The 20,651-nt window shown below is 69.7% G+C and carries 19 protein-coding genes; 9 read left to right on the forward strand and 10 right to left on the reverse strand.

What is annotated here, in order from left to right; all coding sequences use genetic code 11:
• Positions 1 to 91 precede the first annotated feature (91 nt).
• The 9 genes from hemN to MLE43_RS03145 all read right to left on the reverse strand — a co-directional run bounded on the left by hemN (position 92) and on the right by MLE43_RS03145 (position 9,936).
• Positions 92 to 1,462 (reverse strand): oxygen-independent coproporphyrinogen III oxidase, encoded by a 1,371-nt coding sequence (gene hemN / locus MLE43_RS03105; RefSeq protein WP_243301662.1) that lies wholly within the window; start codon positions 1,460 to 1,462, stop codon positions 92 to 94.
• Positions 1,459 to 2,448 carry a uroporphyrinogen decarboxylase gene (gene hemE / locus MLE43_RS03110; RefSeq protein ID WP_243301665.1) on the reverse strand — a complete coding sequence of 330 codons (990 nt, stop codon included), beginning with the start codon at positions 2,446 to 2,448 and terminating at the stop codon, positions 1,459 to 1,461. The genes hemN and hemE overlap by 4 nt, the downstream gene beginning before the upstream one ends.
• 72 nt (positions 2,449 to 2,520) lie before the next feature.
• Positions 2,521 to 3,777, reverse strand: coding sequence for a glutamate-1-semialdehyde 2,1-aminomutase (gene hemL, locus MLE43_RS03115; RefSeq protein WP_243301667.1), 1,257 nt, complete (start codon positions 3,775 to 3,777; stop codon positions 2,521 to 2,523).
• Positions 3,774 to 4,751, reverse strand: a complete 978-nt coding sequence (gene hemB / locus MLE43_RS03120) for a porphobilinogen synthase (protein WP_243301668.1) — start codon at positions 4,749 to 4,751, stop codon at positions 3,774 to 3,776. Before hemB ends, hemL begins: the two co-directional genes overlap by 4 nt.
• Positions 4,745 to 5,437: a uroporphyrinogen-III synthase gene (locus MLE43_RS03125; protein WP_243301678.1), complete on the reverse strand. Its 693-nt coding sequence runs from the start codon at positions 5,435 to 5,437 to the stop codon at positions 4,745 to 4,747. The genes hemB and MLE43_RS03125 overlap by 7 nt, the downstream gene beginning before the upstream one ends.
• On the reverse strand, positions 5,434 to 6,312 hold the full coding sequence (hemC, locus tag MLE43_RS03130; RefSeq protein ID WP_243301680.1) for a hydroxymethylbilane synthase: 879 nt from the start codon (positions 6,310 to 6,312) through the stop codon (positions 5,434 to 5,436). The genes MLE43_RS03125 and hemC overlap by 4 nt, the downstream gene beginning before the upstream one ends.
• The gene (locus MLE43_RS03135) at positions 6,309 to 7,472 is read right to left on the reverse strand and encodes an NAD(P)-binding domain-containing protein (RefSeq protein ID WP_243301684.1); all 1,164 of its coding nucleotides are present in this window, start codon (positions 7,470 to 7,472) and stop codon (positions 6,309 to 6,311) included. Before MLE43_RS03135 ends, hemC begins: the two co-directional genes overlap by 4 nt.
• A gap of 85 nt (positions 7,473 to 7,557) precedes the next feature.
• A complete protein-coding gene (gene aroC, locus MLE43_RS03140) occupies positions 7,558 to 8,682 on the reverse strand; it encodes a chorismate synthase (protein WP_243301686.1) in 1,125 nt (374 codons plus the stop codon).
• A gap of 27 nt (positions 8,683 to 8,709) precedes the next feature.
• Positions 8,710 to 9,936, reverse strand: a complete 1,227-nt coding sequence (locus MLE43_RS03145; RefSeq protein WP_243301688.1) for a glycosyltransferase family 4 protein — start codon at positions 9,934 to 9,936, stop codon at positions 8,710 to 8,712.
• Between the two features lie 140 nt (positions 9,937 to 10,076).
• Here MLE43_RS03145 and MLE43_RS03150 point away from each other — a divergent pair, with 140 nt between their 5' ends.
• From MLE43_RS03150 to mqnE, 9 genes are all read left to right on the forward strand, one after another.
• Positions 10,077 to 10,946: an NAD-dependent epimerase/dehydratase family protein gene (locus MLE43_RS03150; RefSeq protein WP_243301691.1), complete on the forward strand. Its 870-nt coding sequence runs from the start codon at positions 10,077 to 10,079 to the stop codon at positions 10,944 to 10,946.
• Positions 10,947 to 11,024: 78 nt separating this feature from the next.
• On the forward strand, positions 11,025 to 12,068 hold the full coding sequence (gmd, locus tag MLE43_RS03155) for a GDP-mannose 4,6-dehydratase (protein WP_243301697.1): 1,044 nt from the start codon (positions 11,025 to 11,027) through the stop codon (positions 12,066 to 12,068).
• 13 nt (positions 12,069 to 12,081) lie between these two features.
• A complete protein-coding gene (locus MLE43_RS03160) occupies positions 12,082 to 13,038 on the forward strand; it encodes a hypothetical protein (RefSeq protein WP_243301699.1) in 957 nt (318 codons plus the stop codon).
• The gene (locus MLE43_RS03165; RefSeq protein WP_243301709.1) at positions 13,038 to 14,828 is read left to right on the forward strand and encodes a peptidylprolyl isomerase; all 1,791 of its coding nucleotides are present in this window, start codon (positions 13,038 to 13,040) and stop codon (positions 14,826 to 14,828) included. The genes MLE43_RS03160 and MLE43_RS03165 overlap by 1 nt, the downstream gene beginning before the upstream one ends.
• Positions 14,825 to 16,129 carry a capsule assembly Wzi family protein gene (locus MLE43_RS03170; protein WP_243301713.1) on the forward strand — a complete coding sequence of 435 codons (1,305 nt, stop codon included), beginning with the start codon at positions 14,825 to 14,827 and terminating at the stop codon, positions 16,127 to 16,129. Before MLE43_RS03165 ends, MLE43_RS03170 begins: the two co-directional genes overlap by 4 nt.
• Before the next feature lie 46 nt (positions 16,130 to 16,175).
• The gene (locus MLE43_RS03175; protein WP_243301715.1) at positions 16,176 to 16,838 is read left to right on the forward strand and encodes a 3-oxoacid CoA-transferase subunit B; all 663 of its coding nucleotides are present in this window, start codon (positions 16,176 to 16,178) and stop codon (positions 16,836 to 16,838) included.
• 7 nt (positions 16,839 to 16,845) lie between these two features.
• Positions 16,846 to 17,202, forward strand: coding sequence for an Ig-like domain-containing protein (locus MLE43_RS03180; RefSeq protein ID WP_243301716.1), 357 nt, complete (start codon positions 16,846 to 16,848; stop codon positions 17,200 to 17,202).
• The gene (locus MLE43_RS03185) at positions 17,202 to 18,230 is read left to right on the forward strand and encodes a quinone-dependent dihydroorotate dehydrogenase (RefSeq protein ID WP_243301718.1); all 1,029 of its coding nucleotides are present in this window, start codon (positions 17,202 to 17,204) and stop codon (positions 18,228 to 18,230) included. Before MLE43_RS03180 ends, MLE43_RS03185 begins: the two co-directional genes overlap by 1 nt.
• A gap of 55 nt (positions 18,231 to 18,285) precedes the next feature.
• Positions 18,286 to 19,413, forward strand: a complete 1,128-nt coding sequence (gene mqnE / locus MLE43_RS03190; RefSeq protein WP_243301720.1) for an aminofutalosine synthase MqnE — start codon at positions 18,286 to 18,288, stop codon at positions 19,411 to 19,413.
• Here mqnE and MLE43_RS03195 read toward each other — a convergent pair.
• Positions 19,410 to 20,591 carry a phospholipase D-like domain-containing protein gene (locus MLE43_RS03195; RefSeq protein WP_243301724.1) on the reverse strand — a complete coding sequence of 394 codons (1,182 nt, stop codon included), beginning with the start codon at positions 20,589 to 20,591 and terminating at the stop codon, positions 19,410 to 19,412. The two genes, mqnE and MLE43_RS03195, sit on opposite strands and share 4 nt — an antisense overlap.
• Positions 20,592 to 20,651: the final 60 nt, after the last annotated feature.

The raw sequence follows: 20,651 nt of genomic DNA on the forward strand, positions 1-20,651 counted from the left end.
GAAGGGCCTTCGGCCGGGAGCCAAGGCCCGGGCGGGCGGGTCTCCACAGCCCTCAATGTAGGCCTTGCGGTCAGCTATTCAATGCCGGGCGTCACACCGTCCTGGAAAAAGGAGTCTTGGCGCTGAGCTTGGCCAGATAGGCATCAAAGGGCTGCACCAGGTTGCGGACGAAGCGCCGGCCCAGGTCCGTGATGAAGATGCCCTCGGGGCGGATCTCCACCGTGCCCTGAGGTACCTCCTCCTGGAGCTGGGCGACGGCATCGGCGAACAGGACGGGGCCGTCCACCCCGAACCGCTGCTTCAGGTCGTCCCACTTCAGCTCGAAGTGGCCCATGAGGTGGTGGATCACCCAGCGCCGCAGCTCGTCGTCCTCGGAAAGACGATGTCCCTTGTGGACCGCCAAGTGGCCGTCGGTGATGCTCCGCTCCCACTTGGCGAGGATCTTCTCGTTCTGGGCATACACGCCCGCCACGTTCGAGATCGCGCTGGGACCGAAGCCCACCAGGTCCGTGCCCGCCTTCACGGCGTAGCCCATGAAGTTGCGGATGAGCTTGCCTTCCAGCACGGCCTTGGCCATGGGGTCGTCGGGATGGGCGAAGTGGTCCATGCCGATGGCCACGTAGCCCGCCTTCTCCAGGATGTCCGAGGCCAGCAGCAGCAGGTCCAGACGCAGTTCGGGCGTGGGCAGCGTCTCGGCGGGGATGCTCCGCTGGAAGGGCATGATGCTGGGCAGGTAGGCGAAGCCGTAGATGGCCATGCGGTCCGGGGACAGCTCCAGAGTGGATTCCAGCGTGCGCTTGAAGGTGTCCATGGTCTGGCCCGGCAGGCCGTAGACCAGGTCCAGGTTCACGCCTTCGAAGCCCAGGTCCCGGCACTGCTTCATGGCCGTGAGGGTGTGGTCCCAGGTCTGGCCGCGGGTGATGAGGGCCTGCACGTTCTCATCCAGATCCTGCACCCCGAAGGACACGCGGTTGAAGCCCAGCTCGCGGAGCGCAGGCAGCTGGTCCGGCTCCAGGAAGGTGGGATCCACCTCGATGGCGATCTCGGCGCCGGGCTGGAACTCGAAGCGCTCCTTGAACAGGTTGAAGGTGCGCTTGAGATCCGCCGCCTTCAGGTAGGTGGGCGTGCCGCCGCCCCAGTGCAGCTGGAGCGCCTTGCGGCGATCCTTGAGGCGGGAACAGACCAGGTCCAGTTCCTTGGTCACCGCGGCCAGGTAGGCCTCCACGGGATCGTACTGGGGACTCACGACCACGTTGCAGCCACAGTAGGCGCACCGCCGGGGGCAGAACGGGATGTGCAGGTAGAGCGACAGCGCCTCATCCTGGCGGGCATTGGCACGCTCCAGGGCGGAGAGGACCTCGGGCTCCGGGAAGTCGTCGGACCAGACCGGCGGCATGGGATAGCCGGTGTAGCGCGGCCCGGGCCGGTCGTAGCGGCGGATGAGATCGGCGAGCTGGTTCATGCCTTCACCTCGTCAAGGACGGCGGCCACCACGGCGGGATCGGTCTCGGGCGTGAGCCCGTGGCCGAGGTTGAAGATGTGCGGGTGGCCCTTCATGGCGTCCACGATGGCCCGGGCCTTTCGCTTGGCCGTGTCCGCCCCGGCCAGCAGCGCGATGGGGTCGAGGTTGCCCTGGAGCACCATCTTGGGGAAGCGGCGCCGGGCTTCGGCGATGGGCACCTGCCAGGGCACGGCGAGGCCGTTGCAGGACAGCTGATTCAGGGAATCCGGCAGGTAGCCGGTGCGGGCGAAGAAGAGCGTCGGGGCGGCCGTCACCTGGGACAGGGTGCGCTCCACGGAAGGCAGTGCGAAGGTCGCGTAGTCGTCCGCATCCAGTTCGCCGGCCCAGGTATCGAAGAGCTGCACGCCCTGGGCGCCGGCCTCGATGTGCAGGTTCAGCAGGCGGGCGGCGGCATCCGCCAGCTTGTCCATCCACTTCCGGGCCAGCACCGGCTCCTGGTGGATGAAGGCCTTGGCTTTCGCCCAGGACTTGCTGCCCTTCCCCTCGATGCCGTAGGCCAGCAGGGTCCAGGGGGCGCCGGCGAAACCCAGCATGGTCACCTTGGCCGGCAGCTCCTTCCTTACCTTGCGGATGGCCTCGCAGACGGGCTCGAAGACCTTCTCGTCCAGGGGACGGTCGAGGTCGATCTGGTCCAGCGTCTTGCCGATGCGCGGCCCGCCTTCGGGGATCGTCACCTCGCAGCCCAGGGCGTCGAGGATCACCAGGATGTCGCTGAAGATGATGGCGCCATCGATCTGGGGGAAGCGGCGGATGGGCTGCAGCGTCACCTCCGCGGCCAGATCCGAGTCGTTGAGCAGCTGCTCGAAGGTGGCCTTGGCCCGCACGGCGCGGTACTCGGGCAGGAAGCGCCCGGCCTGGCGCATGAACCACACCGGGGGCTTGTCGAGGGCTTCGCCGTTCAGGACTCGGAGGAGGGGCTGGGTCATTCCATCACCGGAAACATGTCATCACAGAAACAGGCGGGATGCAGGCACAGAATCGCCGCATCCCGGGGGAAATCAGGCGAAGTCCTTGGCCACGGCGGCCACGGCCTGCTTGAAGTGGGCCAGCTCGGGCTCGCCGTGGGCGGCGCCGAGGAAGGCCACTTCGTAGCCGCTGGGCGGCAGATAGACGCCCTGGCCCAGGAGGGCCTTGTGCAGGCGGTTGAAGCTGCTGATGGCCTCGCCCTTCACCGCATCGCTGCGACGGACGCCGTCCTGGAACAGGGGCCAGAGCAGGCTGCCGTAGCGGGGGCAGTGGAGGCCGGGGATGGCCTCGAAGGCCTCGGCCCACTTAGTGGCGTTGGCTTCCAGGTTCGCGTAGAAGGCCGGGGTCAGCTTCTCCATGGTGGCAAGGCCCGCGGCCATGGCCACTGGGTTGCCCGACAGGGTGCCCGCCTGGTAGACCGGGCCGTCAGGCGCCACGACGCCCATGATGTCCTTGCGGCCGCCGTAGAGGCCCACGGGCATGCCGCCGCCGATGATCTTGCCGTAGGTGGCCAGATCGGGGGTGATGCCCAGGCGCTCCGCCGCGCCGCCGGGGGCCACGCGGAAGCCGCTGATGACCTCGTCGAAGATGAGGACCACACCGTGCTTCGTGCAGAGCTCCCGCAGGCGCTTGAGGAACTCGGGGCGCTGGAGCAGCAGGCCGTTGTTGGCGGGGATGGGCTCGATGATGGCCGCGGCGAGCTCATTCCCGATCTCGGCGAAGGTGCGCTCCAGGGTCTCCAGGTCATCGAGCGTGACCACGGAGGTCAGCTCGGCGATGCCCTTGGGCACGCCCGCGCTGGTGGGGGCGCCGAAGGTGATGAGGCCCGATCCCGCCTTCACCAGCAGGCCGTCGCTGTGCCCGTGGTAGCAGCCCTCGAACTTCAGGATGCGATCCCGGCCCGTGAAGCCGCGGGCGGCGCGCAGCGCGGACATGACGGCTTCCGTGCCCGAGGACACGAAGCGCATCTTCTCCACGAAGGGCACCATCGCCTTGATCTTGCGGGCCAGGGCCAGTTCGCGGCGGCTCGGGGCGCCGAAGGTCAGGCCCTCCTGCATGGACTCGGTCACGGCCGCCAGGATGTCCGGGTGGGCGTGCCCCAGGATCAGCGGGCCCCAGGACATGCAGAGGTCGAGGAAGCGCTGGCCGTCCTCGTCCTCGAACCAGGCGCCGCTGGCCTTCTTGAAGAACTTGGGCGTGCCGCCCACAGCCCGGAACGCCCGCACGGGGCTGGAGACGCCACCGGGGAAGTGGGTCAGGGCTTCGGCAAACAGGGTGTCGTTGCTCACGAGATCCAGCCTTTCTCGACCGCCTCGCGGCCGGCGTAGGTGACGATCATGTCGGCGCCGGCGCGCCGGATGGCGATGAGGTGCTCGTACATCAGCTGGTCGCCGTTCACCCAGCCCAGGCGGTCGGCGGCCTTCACGCTGCTGAACTCGCTGGACACGTGGTAGGCGCAGATGGGCGCCAGGGTGGCCTGGCGCAGGCGCCAGATGAGGTCCAGGTTCGGCAGGGCGGGCTTGACCATGAGCATGTCCGCGCCCTCGTCGATGTCGAGCAGCGCGTCCCGCAGCCCCTCGCGGGCGTTGCGGGGATCCATCTGGTAGGTCTTGCGGTCGCCGAACTTCGGGCTGCTGTGGGCGGCCTCCCGGAAGGGTCCGTAGTAGGCGCCGGAGTGCTTGATGGCGTAACTGAGGATGCTGGTCTGCGTGAAGCCGTTCTGGTCCAGGAGCTCGCGGATGGCTGCCACGCGGCCGTCCATCATGTCGCTGGGGGAGGCCACGTCCGCGCCCGCCTCGGCGTGGCGGAGGGCCATCTCCGCCAGGATGGGCAGGGTCTCGTCGTTCTGCACCACGCCGTTCTCGTCCACCAGGCCGCAGTGGCCGTGGCTGGTGCAGCCGCAGAGGCAGACGTCGGTCATGACGATGAGGTCCGTGCCGAAGGCCTGCTTCAGCGCCTTCACGGCCACAGGCACCACGCCGTTGTAATCGCAGGCATAGCGGGCGTCAGGGGTCTTGGAGGCATCGTCCGGCACGCCGAAGAGCAGCACGCTGGAGAGCCCATTCTTCAGGTCCTTCTCCACCTGCCGCAGCGTCTCCTCCACGCCGGCATTGACGATGCCGGGCATGCTGGCGATCTCGGTGCTGCCCGCCTGGGGCATCACGAAGTGGGGCTGGATGAGGTGGCGCGGCCGGAGATCGGTCTCGGCGACCAGGTTGCGCATGGCGGCGCTGGTGCGGAGGCGGCGGGAGCGGTTCAGCATGGGGACTCCTCCTTGTTCAGATGTTGCGCGAGCATGGCCCAGAGCAGGCCGGGCTTGGGTTCACAGCGATCGTGGGCGGGGGCTCCGGCTTGGGCGAAGGCCTCGGCGGTGGCCTCCCCCCAGGCGAAACGCTGCACGCCGCGGGCGATGGGGGCCAGGATCTCCGCCTGCAGCGGGCTGAGGGCCAGCACCGCCTCCACCTCCGGCAGGGGCGGGAACGGGTCCCGGGCCACCTCGCGGTGGGTGACCCAGGGATGGATTCGCCAGGCGGTTCCGCGCGTCGCCACCTCGAGGTATTCCCGGCTCCGCTCGCCGCGGGCCAGGATGAAGTCTCCGCCGTCGGGGAAGGTGGTTCGCAGCAGCTCCCAGAGGGCCTCGGCCCGGGCTTCGAGCGGCAGCCGGATCTCCAGGTCCTCCCGCCCGAGGGCGTCCGCCGTGCCGGCGCCCTGCACCAGGCAGAGCATCCCCGCAGGCAGGCGAGGCGCGGCCACCTGGGCCCCCGAAGGGCTCAGCACCAGGAGCGCCTGGGCCTCCGTGAAGGGGATCGGCGGCGGCCCTGCGCAGACCTTCAGGCTGGTGAAGGCGTACGGCACAGGCTCCCAGCCGGCCTTGCGCACCGTGTCCGCCAGCGGGTGCTGGGCGGGGCGGGCCAGGGCCAGGCGGGGGAGGACGGCCGCAGCACTCATGACAGGCCGATACCCTGGAGGACCGTCTTCAGGAGGACCGCATCCTCGGTGCCCCGGGCCTCGGCCCGGCGGAGTTCACCTTCCGGGGCGTAGGCGGCGCGCAGCAGCAAGGTCCCATCCGCCTGCGGCGTGGCCAGGGCGCCCAGGGGCTGCTGGCAGCCGCCGCCGATGCCCGCGAGTACCTTCCGCTCGAGGGCGACGCAGCGGGCGGTCATGGCGTCGTGGAGTTCGGCGAGGGCCTCGATGAGATCAGGCCGGTCCGCCCGGGCCTCGGCCAGAAGGGCCCCCTGCCCCGGCGCCGAAGGCAGCTCGTCGGGCGTCAGGGGCCGCACGGTGAGGCCGGACAGATCCAGACCCAGGCGCTTCAGGCCCGCGGCGGCCAGCAGCGTGGCGTGGATGGGTTCATCGCGCAGGACGCCGTCGCGCACACGTTGGAGGCGGGTCTGCACATTGCCGCGGATCCAGGTGAAGCGGGCCTTGGGGAAGAGCTGGCTCAGCACGCGCTCCCGCCGCACGGCGCTGGTGCCGATGGTGAGGTTCTCAGGTGCGTCGGGGCGCATCACCAGCCAGTCGGACGGATCCTCGCGCTTCGGGATGCACGCGGAGATGATGCCCGCAGGCCGTTCCAGGGAGACGTCCTTCAGGCTGTGGATGAGGAGGTCGGCCGCGCCGGCGGCCATGGCGTCCTCCAGTTCCTTGGTGAAGAAGCCTCCGCCCACCTGCTTGTCCAGGGGCCCCTGGAGCCACTGGTCGCCGGACGTCGAAAACTTCCGCCAGGACACTTCATAGCCCTTCGATTCGAGGAACCTCACGAGAGGTTCGGCCTGGCCCACGGCCAGGGCGGATCCGCGGGTGGCGACGGTGACGTGCTTCATGGCTGGGCTGCCTCTCCGTTCGGGTCCGGTTTGGGCTGGGTCTGGATCAGGGCCCGGAAGGCCAGGGTCCGCCCCCGGGTCAGGATCTCTTTGAGGGCCTCGCGCTGGGCCTCGTCCAGCCCCTGCATGGAATCCTCCAGAGCCTTCACCTCGGCCTCCAGGGCACCCCAGGCCGAGTCCAGGCGCTCCTGCGCGCTGGCCAGGTGGCGCTTGTGTCCCCGGGCGTGGGCCCGGTGGCGCAGGCGGCCTGCCGCGCCCACGAGGAAGGCTTCGGCCTTCGTGGCCGCCTCGGCCCGCTGAGCCCGCGCCGTGGCGGTCTGGGCGAGGAAGGCCGACAGGTCCACCCGGTGGACCCAGGGCAGCTGCTCCAGCCCGGGCTCCGAGTCCGGCGGCAGGGCCAGGTCGAGGATGCGCAGGATCGGGCGCTTGAGGGTCTGCCAGGCGTCCAGAGTGAAGATCGGTTCCGGGGCGGCGGTGGCGCTCACGATGGCCTGGAAGCCCTCCGGGTCGCGCTGGAGCCGGGGCAGGTCCACCACCGCGAGGCCCAGGGGATCCGCCAGGTCATGGGCCTTGCTCTTCGTCCGGTTGGCGACGGAGACCTTGAAGCCCCGCTCCGGCAGGCGCTCGGCCAGATACTGGGTCATGGGGCCCACCCCCACCAAGGCGATGGCCGAGCCCTCCGGCAGTCCCTCGCAAAGGTGCTTGAGGGCGACGGTGGCGACGCTGACGTTGCCGTCGGCCAGCCCCAAGCGCGAACGGAGTCGCTGCCCCTCCCGGATCACATCCTCGAAGACGGCCTGGGCCTCGTCACCGGCCACGCCCACCTGACGGGCCGCTTCCAGAGCGTCCTTCATCTGCCCGGGAATCTCACGATCGCCCAGGTTGGCGGACTCCAACCCGGCCGACATGGCCAGCATGTGCACCCAGGCCTCTTCTCCTTCGTAGCGGCGGACGCCGGGGCCGGGGTCGAGGGCGCCGGGGTCGCCGCCCCAGATCATCCAGAGCACCCGCTGGCAGGTGGCCAGGTAGACGAGCTCGCGGGCGCCGGTAGCGCGCTGCCACTCGCGAAGACGAGCGGGCACGCCATCCCGCACCACATGCTGGGCCACCTGGTCCAGGTCGTGGACAGGGGCGTGGAAACTGAGGAGGACGGGTTCCATATCGGATCCGATTGTCGATTGGCCTGATGAAGGCAAGGTCATCGGTTCGTCATGGGGCCGCGCATGTGGCCGTCATCACATTCGTTCATTCCGGGAACAGGCCCTCGATGGCTTCCCAGTCCCATTCCGCCACCGGAGCCACGCTCCCCTCGCGGAGGTCCTGCTGCGTGAGCCAGGCATCGTAGATCACCAGGGCGCACATGGCTTCCGCGACCGGCACGATGCGCGGGGCGATGCAGGGATCGTGGCGCCCCCGGGTGGAGATGTCAGCCGCGTGCCCCTCACGATCGATGGTCTTCTGGGTCTTGGAAATCGAGCTGGTGGGCTTCACCGCCAGGCGCACCACCACCGGGGCGCCCGTGCTGATGCCTCCCAGCGTTCCGCCCGCGTCGTTCTTCAGGGGTCCCTCGGGTCCCAGCGGATCGTTGTTCTCGCTGCCGCGGCAGCGGGCGCTGGCGAAGCCCGCCCCCAGCTCCACGCCCTTCACCGCCCCGATGGACATGCAGGCCAGGGCCAACAGACCGTCCAGCTTCCCGAAGGCGGGATCCCCCAGCCCCACGGGCAGCCCCTCGATCCAGACCTCGCAGACGCCGCCCACGCTGTCGCCGTCGGCAAGGGCGGATTCCACCGCTGCGCGCTGGGCCGGGAACGCCTCGGGATCCGCCACCCGCAGCGGGTTGGTTTCCACGAAGGCCCAATCCACCGCGGTCCCGGCGAGACCCGCGATCTCGCGGTTGAAGCCGCGCACCGTAACGCCCAGCGCGGCCAGCTGCTGCTTCGCCCAGGCGCCGGCCGCCACCCGCGCCACGGTCTCCCGGCCGCTGCTGCGTCCACCGCCACGCGGGTCGCGGATGCCGTATTTGCGATCGTAGGTGAGGTCCGCATGGCCGGGCCGGAACAGGTCCGAGATGGCCTTGTAGTCGCCGCTCCGCTGGTTCTCGTTGAACACCGCCAGCGCGATGGGATGGCCGGTGGTCCGGCCCTCGAAGACGCCGCTGAGCACCTGCACCCGGTCCCCTTCGTTCCGCGGCGTCACCAGGTCCGACTGGCCGGGGCGCCGGCGATCCAGTTCCTTCTGGATGGCCTCCAGGTCGAAGGGAAGCCCCGGCCTCACCCCGTCCATCACCACGCCCACGGCGGTCCCGTGGCTCTCGCCGAACGTGACGATGCGGAAGGCGCGGCCGAAGGAGGAGGGGGAATCGAAGAGCATCCCCCAGTCTAGTTCAGGGGCCCGGGGTCAGGCTTCCGATAAAAGCGCCATGAGCTGGGGCCCCACGGCCTCGAGGCCGTACCGGGCCCGGCAGGCGCGGTCGGCGGCCTCCCGGCGGCGATCCACTTCGGCATCGTCGAGGCTCCACACCTGCTCCAGCGCCCCGGCCAGCGCCTCCGGGGAGAAGGCGTCCACGACCCAGCCGAGCCGTCCCCCATCCAGGATCTCCAGAGGACCCCCATGGTCGGGCCCCACGAGCAGCAGGCCTTTGGCGGCGGCCTCCGGAAAGACCATGCCGAAGGGCTCGTCCAGCGTCAGCAGGGCCAGGACGTCGCAGGCCTCGTACACCTGGCGGAGGTCCTGGTCGGAGAGGTAGCCGTGGAACCGGACCGAGCCGGCCCGGCAGGAACCCGCCGCCAGCTGCTGCAGCCGTTCTGCGAGGGGGCCCGTCCCGACCACATGGAGCTCGCAGGGGACCGGACTGGCGGCCTGGAAGAGGGAGAAGCCGCGGATGACGGTATCGATGTTCTTCAACGCCTCCAGGCGGGAGTGGACCAGCACCCGGCGCACGGAGCGCTCCAGGCCTGCGCGGGTCCGGCCGCCCTCGGGAAACCGGACGATGGGATAGATCACTTCCTCCCGGCACCGGCCATAGATGCGCCGCGCGTTGTCCCGGCTGAACTCGCTGATGGCGTAGATGAGATCCAGGCCCCGTGTGACCTCCAGATCGTAGGTGTGGCGGGCCCGGACACTGGTGTTCCCGGCCATCCCCCGATCGTGCTGCTCGAGGTTCCGGGCGAAGGCCAGCGTCGCCTCCTCCGGGCCTCCCCCGCCCGTGGCCAGGACCCTCGCCGTCAGGACGGGATTGGCTTCCCGCCGGTGGATGCCCCGGGGGGGCTCGTTGCACTGCCAGATCTTGCGGGCCTTGATGGGAGCGGCCCCCAGCATCGCGCTGGCCGGGAAGTTATGCGCGATCACCAGGTCGTAGGCCTCCAGGACCCGGGCGGCCCGCATGCCCCGCCGGCCCAGCTTGGCCAGGCGGTTCCAGCCATAGAAGACGTCGTTCCATTGGCGCTTCTGCACGGTGTGGACGGGAATACCGGCCAGCCGGGACCCCCAGCGCGCCTCATCGAACCCCAAGGTCACGATCTCGGGGGCCGCCCCCTGATCGAGGTAGTACCGTGCCTGGGCCGCCACCAGCAGCTCCGCACCGCCCACCGTCTCGAAAGCGGGATGGAACACGCCAAGCCGCATCAGGCCTCCTTGATGAACCGCTTCCACACCCGTGTTCCAGAGGGCTAGATGGTAGCATTTCGCCACGCCTCGCCATGTGGGGCCCATCCCAGAGTCATGTCAGCCCCACAGCGCACCTTCGGATCCATGGAGCGGAATGCATGAAAGTCCTTGTGGTGGGTGGCTCCGGTTTTGTCGGGAGGGCACTGGCAGCCCGGCTTCTGGAGGCGGCCCATGAGGTCGAGATCTGGGACCGGACCCCCCAGGCCGGCGCTCCAGGGCTGTCCTGCCGGTCGGTGGATCTCCTCGGGAACGGAGCATTGCCGGCCCCAGACGGCCGGCCCTGGGACGCCGCCATCCACCTCGCCGCCTATTCCGTGCCCGGCATGACCTGGACCCAGGACCTGGTCATGGCCAACCTGCGGATGACGGCGAGGGTCTTCGATCATCTGGCGGTCAAGGCCCCCGGCTGCAAGGCCATCTTCGCCTCCAGCGCCTTCGTCTACGCTCCGGCCCCCCAGCCGCTGAAAGAGACGGACCCGCTCGGATCCACCCATCCCTACGCCCTGTCCAAGCACCTGGGAGAAGTCTGGGCGCTGAGCCTGCGCACCTCCCTGAATGTCGTCATCGTCCGCCCCTTCAACCTGATCGGCCCCGGCATGGCCGCAGGGCTGCTCGTGCCCGATCTCCTGGAGCGCATCCAGAGTGGCGAGAACCCGCTCCGGATGCAGGGCCGCGATGACATCCGGGATTTCCTCGACTGGCGGGACGCGGTGGAGGCCTATCGCCATCTGCTGGATCTCGACGCCCCGAGCGGGTCCGTCTGGAACCTCTGCTCCGGCCGCCCCACCCGCGTCTCCGACCTGGTCCGCGCCCTGGTCCAGGCCCACGGCCTCGACCGGTCCATCCTGTTCGCAAATCCCGGCGTGGAGACCCTGGTCGGGGATCCGTCCCGTCTGATGGCGGCCACCGGCTGGTCCCCCCGCTTCACGCTCGAGGACACCGCCAGGGCCATTGCCGCCCCGTGCTGAGGCCGCGCGAGGACCTGTCCTTCCTCTGGGTTCGTCCACGGGTTAAAGTGGTGGTTTCCCACCTGATCCGAGGGTCCCATGCAGAAAACCGCACTCATTACGGGCGTGACCGGGCAGGACGGCAGCTATCTGGCCGAGCTGCTCCTGTCGAAGGGCTACCAGGTGCATGGCGTGGTGCGGCGGGCCAGCCTGTTCAACACGGACCGCATCGATCACCTGCACGTGGGCGAGACGCCGGATCCCTCGTTCTTCCTTCACTACGGCGACCTGTCCGACGCCGGGGCCCTGCGGAACCTGTTGGACGAAGTCCAGCCCGACGAGGTCTACAACCTGGGCGCCCAGAGCCATGTGCGCGTGAGCTTCGACCAGCCGGAATACACCGTGGACGTCGTGGGCGTGGGCGTCATCCGGCTGCTGGAGGCCATCCGCAGCTACATGAAGCACACCAAGAAGCAGATCCGCTTCTACCAGGCCGGCAGCTCCGAGATGTTCGGCAGCGCCAAGCCCCGGCAGCATGAGGGCACCCGCTTCGAGCCGCGCAGCCCCTACGCCTGCGCCAAGGTCTACGCGCACTACCAGGTGATCAACCACCGGGAGAGCTACGGCCTCTTCGCCTGCAACGGCATCCTCTTCAACCACGAGAGCCCGCGCCGCGGGGAGACCTTCGTGACCCGGAAGATCACCCGGGCCGCCACGCGGATCAAGCTGGGCCTCCAGGACAAACTGTTCCTGGGCAACCTGGACGCCCGGCGGGACTGGGGCTTCGCGGGCGACTACGTGGAGGCCATGTGGCGCATGCTGCAGCAGGACACGCCGGATGACTACGCGGTGGCGACCGGCGAGAGCATCACCATCCGCGACTTCCTGGGCCTGACCTTCGGCCGCCTGGACCTGGACTGGCAGAAGCACGTGGAGATCGACCCCCGCTACTTCCGGCCTGCCGAGGTGGACCACCTGGAGGGCGATGCCAGCAAGGGCCGCCGCATCCTCGGCTGGGAGCCGAAGACGGACATCCGGGCCCTGGCCGCCATGATGGTGGATTCAGACCTCCGGCTGGCCCAGAAGGAGCTGGTGCTGCGCGACGCCGGGCACGCCGAAGCGCCCCGCGCCGGCTACCGCTGAGCCCAGGCGAGCCATGCTCCAGGGCCTCCTGCGCAACCTGCGACGTCTCGGATCCAGCCGGACCGGCCGCCGGATCGAATTCATCAAGGCGGAAGTGGTGGCCCTGCGGCGCCAGATGGCCGCCACCACCGAACTCCTCGGCCGGATCGAATGCCGGCGGGTGGCCGGTCTTCCGGACCACTCCCCGCTGCGGGAGGCGGAGTTCCGCGTCCATTCGCAGTTCGGTGATGACGGGATCATCCAGTACCTCTTCAGCCGGATTCCCGCGGTGCGCAGCTTCGTGGAATTCGGCGTCGAGGACTACACGGAAGCCAACACCCGGTTCCTCCTGGTCCATGACGACTGGCGGGGTCTCATCCTCGACGGCCGCCCCGACCTCGACACCGTGGTGTCGGCCCAGGGCCTGCCGATGCTGCATGACCTGGCCATCCGGAGCGCCTTCATCACCGCCGAGAACATCAACGAACTGCTCCACGGCGCGGGCTTTTCCGGGGAGATCGGACTCCTGAGCGTCGATATCGACGGCAACGACTACTGGGTGTGGAAGGCGATCACCTGCGTGGATCCCCAGGTCGTGGTCATCGAGTACAACGCGGTCTTCGGATCCGACCGGGCCATCACCATCCCCTACGCCCCGGACTTCACCCGGCAGGCTGCGCACCATTCCTGGCTCTACTTCGGCGCGTCCCTCCGTGCCCTCTGCCGCCTGGCGGAAACGAAGGGCTACGCCTTCGTGGGCTGCAACAGCGCCGGCAACAACGCCTACTTCGTCCGCAAGGACCTGGCCTCCCCCTTCACGATCCTCACACCGGAAGACGGCTTCGCCGACAGCCGCTTCCGCGAATCGCGCGACGAGCAGGGCCGGATGAACCGCTTGAGCGGCCCGGCCCGCCTGGCCGCCATCGCCCATCTGCCGGTGTTGGACCTCGACACGGACACCATCCGCCCCCTGCGGGACCTGGCTTCGTGATGAGCCGCCGGGCGTCCACCCTGTTCCTGGCCTGCCTCCCCATCCTGGGCCAGGCCTCGCGGTTCACGACGCGCGACGCCATCCAGGCCGAGTGGGCGCGACAGCCCCTGGCCTGGAGCGAGACCCGGAAAGCCGCCCTGCCGGCCGAGGACCGGGCACGGCTCGACCGGACGATCCAGCGCATCGGCGCCCCGGGCGCCCCCGCCCTGCTGCCGCCGGAACTGGACAAGCCCACGGCGGAGGTCTGGGAAGCCCAGGCGAAGGCCGCCCGCACCCCCCAGGCGCGGTTCACGGCTCTGTTCTTCCTGAACCGGTTCAAGAACCCGAAGGCGCTTGCGGCCCTGGAGGGCCTCACTCCGGCCGATGCCACCGCCTGGCCGAAGCATCTGCACCTGGAAGCCCAGATCGCCACAGCGCGACTGAACGGTGCCGAGGTCTCTCCAGCTCTTCAGGCCTTCCTCGACGCCCTCCAGACAGCCGGCAAGGTCGATCCCGTCCGCGCCCAGGCGGCCCGCCTGCGGCTGGTCATGGCCGGGAAGGAAAAGGATCTGCTGCAAGCCGTCCCGGCCACGCCGGGGAGCATCTTGGCCATGATGGATGCGTGGAACCGCAGCCCCTGGCCCCTCCGCCGAGAGCTGGCCCTGAAGGCCTTCACCATGCTTTCCCCGGAATCACCGGCCTGGGCACGGATGGGTCTGCGCTCTCCATCCAGGGGGACCTTGGACCAGGCCTGCGTGGGTGTCCTCTCTCGACTGGCGGAGGGGGTTCCGAAGCCCGCACCTGCGGAAGCCTTCGAGGTGGTGGGGGGGCCGTGGCCCTGCTCAGGCAGTCCTTTGGCGCGGTGGTACGGGTTCCAGGCGTTGGCCAAACTCGAATCGCCACAGCCCCGTCTCCGGGCGCTGATGGAAGAGGAGCGCCAGCTGGGCGTTTCATCCCCACTGCTGCTGGGTGCGCTGCTCCCCGCCATGCGGGTCCAGGATCCCGCCCAGGCCAACCTGCTCCAATCGCGCCTCCTGGCGGGACTTGACCCCATCGCCCGCGCCGCCGCCATCGAGGACCTTCCGGCGGCACCCGCGGACCTGGACGAGCTGACCCGGCGCTGCTGGAGCGATGCCCAGTTCGAGGCGCAGCAGACCCTCATCCAGAGCTACGCCCGCTGGAAGCTGACGCCGGAGGACCAGAAGGCGCACCTGCGGCCCTGGCTCCAACACCCCAACTGGACCTGCCGCTGGGAGGCCTACCAGGCCCTGGTGAAGCTGGACCCCGCCACGCCCTGGCCCGCAGCCCCGAACCCCACTGCGACCGACGCCAGGATCCTCAAGGAGGCCATCCGGCTGGCCGGGCACGGCCAGCCGGTGCGCCTGCGCGTGTCCCTGAGCGGGAAGCGCAGCTTCACGCTCCGCCTCGATCCCGGCGTGGCTCCCATGAACGTGGCCAACCTGGTGCTGCTCACCCGCAGGGGCTACTTCAACGGCCGCCTCGTGCCCCGGGTGGTACCCGACTTCGTGGTGCAGATGGGCTCGCCCTTCGACACCATGGATGGCGGGCCCGGGTACACGGTGCGCTGCGAGGACAGCCTGGCCTGGTACGGCCCCGGCAGCGTGGGCATGGCCCTCTCCGGGAAGGACACGGGCGGCAGCCAGTTCTTCATCACCACCAATGCCACGCCCCACCTCACGGGCAAGTACACGCGCCTGGGCGAGGTGGAGGATCTGGATCGCGCCATGGCGATTCTCGACGACCTGGAACTGGGCGCGAAGATCGTGTCCATCACCGTGCTGGAACCGTGACGGGAAGGGGCCCCCGGACCGCACTGCTCGGCCTCGTAGCGGGCATGGCGGGCTGGGCCCAGGCCCCCATGCTCCAGGACGGAGCAGTGGCGCTCCGGCAGGCCCGGACGGCCTGGACACTGGGCGAGGCCCCACTGCCGCCCCTCGCCCTGCCCTCGTTCGAGGTCGGGTTCGGCGGGGCCGGATCGGCTGGTGCCTACGCCCCCCTGCTGGACGGTGAAGGCATGGGCCATGGCATCCAGGGCTGGGGCCTCGGCCTCCAGGGTCGCTACGCGGCCGGAGGCTGGTCGTTCTCGGCCACGCTCCTGGCGCTTCGGAGCGAGGGCCGCACCCTCGGGGTCCTCCACCGCGCCGCGCTCGCCTACCAGTGGGAGTCCGGCTGGCGCCTCGCCCTGGAGCAGGGTCCCTTCGCCTGGGGATCGGGCCTGTCCGGCGGCGACCTCCTGGGGGATTCCGCGCGACCCTTTCCGCGCCTGTCCCTGGCCTCGCCGGAAGCCCCGCTGCCCTTCGGCCGGTGGCGGGCGGAGGTCTTCCTGGGCCAGCTGGAGCGCGATCGCCCCATTCCGGCCTGGATCCCCGATCGGGCGGCACGGGTCGCCGCCCAGACCAGCGGATGGGATCTCCACCGGCCGGATCTGGTTGGCGGCCTCCTGCGGGCCACCTTCGGCACACAGGTGGAGGCGAGCCTGGGGGCCGTGACCATGACGGGGGGCCGGGGTGCGCTTGGCCAGCCCGCACCAGCGGCGGCGGCGCGGACCACCACGCTGGCCGACCTGAGCGTGCGGGTCCCGGCCCTGGCCAGGCTCGTCCACGCCCAGGGCGCCTCCTTCCACGTCAGCCGAAGCGCTGCTCCGGAGGACCGGTCCATCACCTTGGATCCCCCCCGCGACCTCGGCGGCCTCCGCCTGGTCTGGGAAGGCTGGGAGGTCGGAGTGGAGTACGCCGGAGCCGCCTCGCCTCCGGCCGCCCCCACCTTCACGCAACCCGCCCACCTCGCGGGCTTCTCGACCTACGGCGATCCCCTGGGGCCGGCCTTCGGACGGGACGCCGTCACGCGCACGGTGGAACTGGGCCTGCCGCTCCCCCTGGAGGGCCAGGGGCGCCTCAGGGTGGTGCGGGCGACCGCGGCCCTGGATCATCCCGCCGGGACCGGCTCCTGGTTCGCCCAGGGGGATGTCCAGTGGCGCACCCCCACCGGCCGGATCGGCGGTTCCATCGCCTCGCGGCGGGACGAGTTTCCGGGTTCGCCGGCCCGCTGGGGCTGGACCTTCAGCGTCTTCCAGAGCTTCCGCGTCTTCTGAGGCCCGGGCCGCGTAGGCTATCCTGATGGCCCTTCTCGAGGTGCGAATGGCGCTGTCCCGTGATCAGCTCGTCCGCCGCGCGGCGCAGGAACTGCGCGACGGCTACTACGTCAACCTGGGCATCGGCATCCCCACCCTCATCGCCAACGCCATCCCCGAGGGCATGGAGGTCATCCTCCAGAGCGAGAACGGCCTCCTGGGCATCGGCCCCTTCCCCACGCCGGAGGAGGTGGACGCGGATCTCATCAACGCAGGCAAGCAGACGGTGACCACAGCCCCGGGCGCCAGCTTCTTCAACAGCGCCGACAGCTTCGCCATGATCCGGGGCGGCAAGATCGACCTCAGCATCCTCGGCGCCATGCAGGTGGACATGGAGGGCAACCTCGCCAACTGGATGATCCCCGGCAAGATGGTCAAGGGCATGGGCGGCGCCATGGACCTGGTGGCCGCCGCCAAGCGCGTGGTGGTGGTCATGGACCACACCAGCAAGGACGGCGAGTTCAAGATCCTCCGCAAGTGCAACCTACCCCTCACGGGCCAGCGCTGCGTGCATCGCATCATCACCGATCTGGCCGTCATCGACGTGGTCCCGGGGCGGGAAGGCCTGCGGCTGGTGGAAGTGGCGCCGGGCGTCACCCGCGAGGAGGTCCAGGCCCGCACCGAGCCCCCGCTCGTGATGGACCGCGTGACTGAAATGACCGGTGTGTGAGGCCCCCATGCTGAAACGATCCCTGCCCTTCGCCACCCTCCTGCTGGCCCTCGCCTGCAACGCTCCGGGGGATGCCGTGCCCGCCAAACCCGCCGAACCCTTCAAGCCCTCCCTGAGCCTCCGTCCCGTGGCCGTCAGCCTGGCCAAGGGCGCCACGCAGGCCTTCCAGGCGGAGATCAACTACCCCGAAGGCATGCGCTACATGCGCCAGCCCGTGGCCTGGCGAGTGGTGGAACCCGAGGGTGGCACCATCGACGGCACCGGCCTCTACACAGCCCCGGCCGCCGCGGGCACCTATCACGTGCAGGTGAAGCGCGAGGACTTCCCGGAGGTTTCGGCCACGGCCACCGTCACGGTGAAGTGATGGATCTCTACGCCGCCCTGCGGCCCCTGCTCTTCCGCCTCGATCCCGAAACCGCCCACAACCTGGCTTTCTGGCTGGGGGCGCGCGCCTGCTCCTGGCCCCACCTGCCCAAGCCGGAGCCTCCAGCCAGCTTGCGCCGCAGCGCGTTCGGGCTCGATTTCCCCACGCCCCTGGGCCTGGCGGCGGGCCTGGACAAGGGGGCCACGCTGCTGCCCCTGTGGAAGAGCCTCGGCTTCGGCCATGTGGAGATCGGCACGGTCACGCCGCGCCCCCAGCCCGGCAACCCCAAGCCGCGCCTGTTCCGCTTTCCCGAGGCGGCCCTGATCCTCAACCGCATGGGCTTCAACAGCGAGGGCGCGGAAGTCGTGGCCGCCCGCCTGCGGAACCGCCCCTCGGGCCTCATCGTGGGCGGCAACCTGGGCAAGAACAAGGAGACGCCCGAGGCCCAGGCTCTGGACGACTATCGCGCGGCCTACCGCCTCATCGCGCCGATGGTGGACTACACCGCCCTCAACGTGAGCAGTCCCAACACGCCCGGCCTGCGGAACCTCCAGGCGCCCGAGGCCCTGAAGCCCCTGCTGGCGGGCATGCTGGACCTGCGCAGGGAGCTGGGGCTGGAGCGGCAGCCCCTGCTGCTCAAGCTCGCGCCGGACCTCGCCCCGGAAGATCTGGACGCCATCGTGGAGGTGGCCGTGGCCTCGGGCATCTCGGGCCTCATCGCCACCAACACCACCCTGGACCGCAGCGTGGTGGCCGGGCCTCTGCGCGCCCGGGTGGAGGCCAAGGGGGCGGGCGGCCTCAGCGGCGCGCCGTTGAAATCCAAGGCCCGCGAAGTCCGGTGCCGCATCCTGGCCGCCCTGCGGGGCCGGCTGCCCCTGGTGGCCTGCGGGGGGCTGGGGTCCGCTGGGGATGTCCAGGGCGCCCTGGACGATGGCGCGGCCCTGGCCCAGATCTACAGCGCCCTGATCTTCGAGGGGCCGACGCTCATCTCCCGGATCCACCAGGGATTGGCGGCGAAGGAGTTGTGAAACGGGACCTCGGAGTCCCGGCAGGGCGGCGCTACACTGGGAGCTCGAGGTATCGATGTTGTCACTCCATTCGAAGATCCGCGACGCCCGGCTGCTGCCCCTGGCGGACAAGGTGCTGCGCGGGGAACGCCTGACCTTTGATGACGGCCTGCTGCTCTACGAGAGCCCCGACCTGACGGGCATCGGCGCCATGGCGCACCATGTGCGCCTCCAGAAGAACGGCCGGGCCGCCTACTACGTGATGAGCCGCCGGCTGTCGTACACCAACGTCTGCTTCACCCACTGCCAGTTCTGCGCCTTCCAGGCCAAGCCCGGCGATCCCCGGGCCTACGCCCTCTCGGCGGAGCAGATCATCGCGGAACTGGAGAAGCCCGAGAACGCCGGCGTCCGTGAGCTGCACATGACCTCGGGCCACAACCCGAAGCTGAAGATCGACTACTTCGAGGACCTGTTCACGAAGATCAAGGCCCACTTCCCGTCCATCCACCTCAAGGTCTTCACCATGATCGAGATGGACTACTACGCCCGCATCTCGGGCCTCACCACCGAGGCCTTCCTGGACCGCTGCATGGCCGCGGGCCTGGAGAGCTGCCCCGGCGGCGGGGCGGAGATCTTCGACGAGGCGCTGCGCGAGCAGATCTGCATCGGCAAGAAGGACGCCCAGGTCTACCTGGACACCGCCGCCCTCTGCCACCGCAAGGGCCTGCCCACGAACTGCACCATGCTCTACGGCCACATCGAGGAGGCCCGGCATCGCGTGGACCATCTGCTGCGCCTCCGGGACCTGCAGGACCGCTCCCTGGCCGCCGGCTACCAGGGCTTCCTGGCCTTCATCCCCCTGGCCTACCAGAACGAGGACAACGAGCTGAGCGCCACCCACGTGATCCACGAGACCACGGGCACCCAGGACCTGCGCGAGATCGCCGTGGCCCGCCTGCTCCTCGACAACATCCCGCACATCAAGGCCTACTGGGTGATGATCTCGCCGGGTCTGGCCCAGGCGGGCCTGAGCTACGGGGCGGACGATGTGGACGGCACCGTCATCGCCGAGGAGATCGCCCACGACGCCGGGGCCAAGACCCCCCAGGGTCTCCGTCGCGACGAGCTGGTGCGGCTCATCGAGGAGGCCGGGTTCGAGGCCCTTGAGCGCGACAATCTCTACCACGTCTACGCGAACGCCTAATCGACCTTGCGCTTCTCGTAGGTTTTCGCGGGATCCAGGCTGGCGGCGTAGCGGCTGTTCCACAGGCGGTCGTGGATGCGGACCGCCTGGGCGGCCAGCGGCGAATCGCGGAAGATCAGCTCCACATTGCGCGAGCCCATGAAATAGCTCTCCTCCCAGTTGCTGGTGCCCAGCACCAGGTGCATCCGGTCCACGACCAGGTACTTGCTGTGGACGGTGCGGGCGTAGGGGATGTGACCCTCCGTCGCTTCGGGAATGGAGACCACCTTCACCTCGAGGTTGGGGATCAGGGTGAGGGCCTTGAGGTGAGGCAGGGCGCGGCCACCCAGCACCCAGTCCGACACCATCAGGCGCACATGCACGCCCCGCACGGCCGCGGCCCGGAGGGCATCGTCCAGCACGGGCCAGAAACGGTCCTGGCCCGCCACGGGCGAATAGGTGAGGAGCTGCACCCGGACGCTTTCCCGGGCCTGGCCGATCAGTTCCACCAGCGCGTCGATGGCCGGACGGATGTCCTTCGGCGTCAGGAAGGGCGGGCTGGCCACCAGCTCCACCTCGGGGCGGAGGGTGAGGGCGGGACGGCCCGGGAGTTCCGGCAGCTTGCCGCTTCCGGCGAAGGCCCAGTCGAGGCTGAACAGCTCGGCCAGACGGACGACGATCCGCGGATCGGTGGTCCGAACCCCCAGTTCATGAATGTGCTCCAGGGCCCGCCAGTCGAAGTTCTGGCTGCCCAGGGCCGCCTCGCGCCCGTCCACCACGAAGTATTTGGCGTGCAGGATGCCCTTGGAGACGCTCGCCAGGTCGAAGCTGCGCACCTCGGCTCCGGGGATGCGGCGGATCCGGGCCACAGAGGCGGGATCCTGGTCGAGCATCTTCGCGGAGAGCAGGAAGCGCACCTTCACGCCCCGGGCCCCGGCCTTCTCCAGCTCGACCAGCACCGCTTCAAGGGCACTGCCGGGTCGGTTGGTGACATAGAACTCCGCGGCGTCCACGCTCACCTTCGCGCCGCGGAGCATGGCCACCCACACATCCTTGGCAAAGGGCAGCGCGGGGTCGGCCAGGTCCGTCCCCGCGGGGATGGACTGCACCAGCTGGGTGACGGGCTGCGCCCGCGCCGACCAAGGGGTGCCGAGGGCGAGGCAGGCGGCGAGGATCAACAGCAGGGACCGGCGGTTCATGGCGTCACTCCAGGTGCGAGGATACTCCGTTGACGCAGGCCCCGCGCCCCTGCTGAGGTG

Source organism: Geothrix oryzisoli (assembly GCF_022808865.1).
Taxonomy (GTDB): Bacteria; Acidobacteriota; Holophagae; order Holophagales; family Holophagaceae; genus Geothrix; species Geothrix oryzisoli.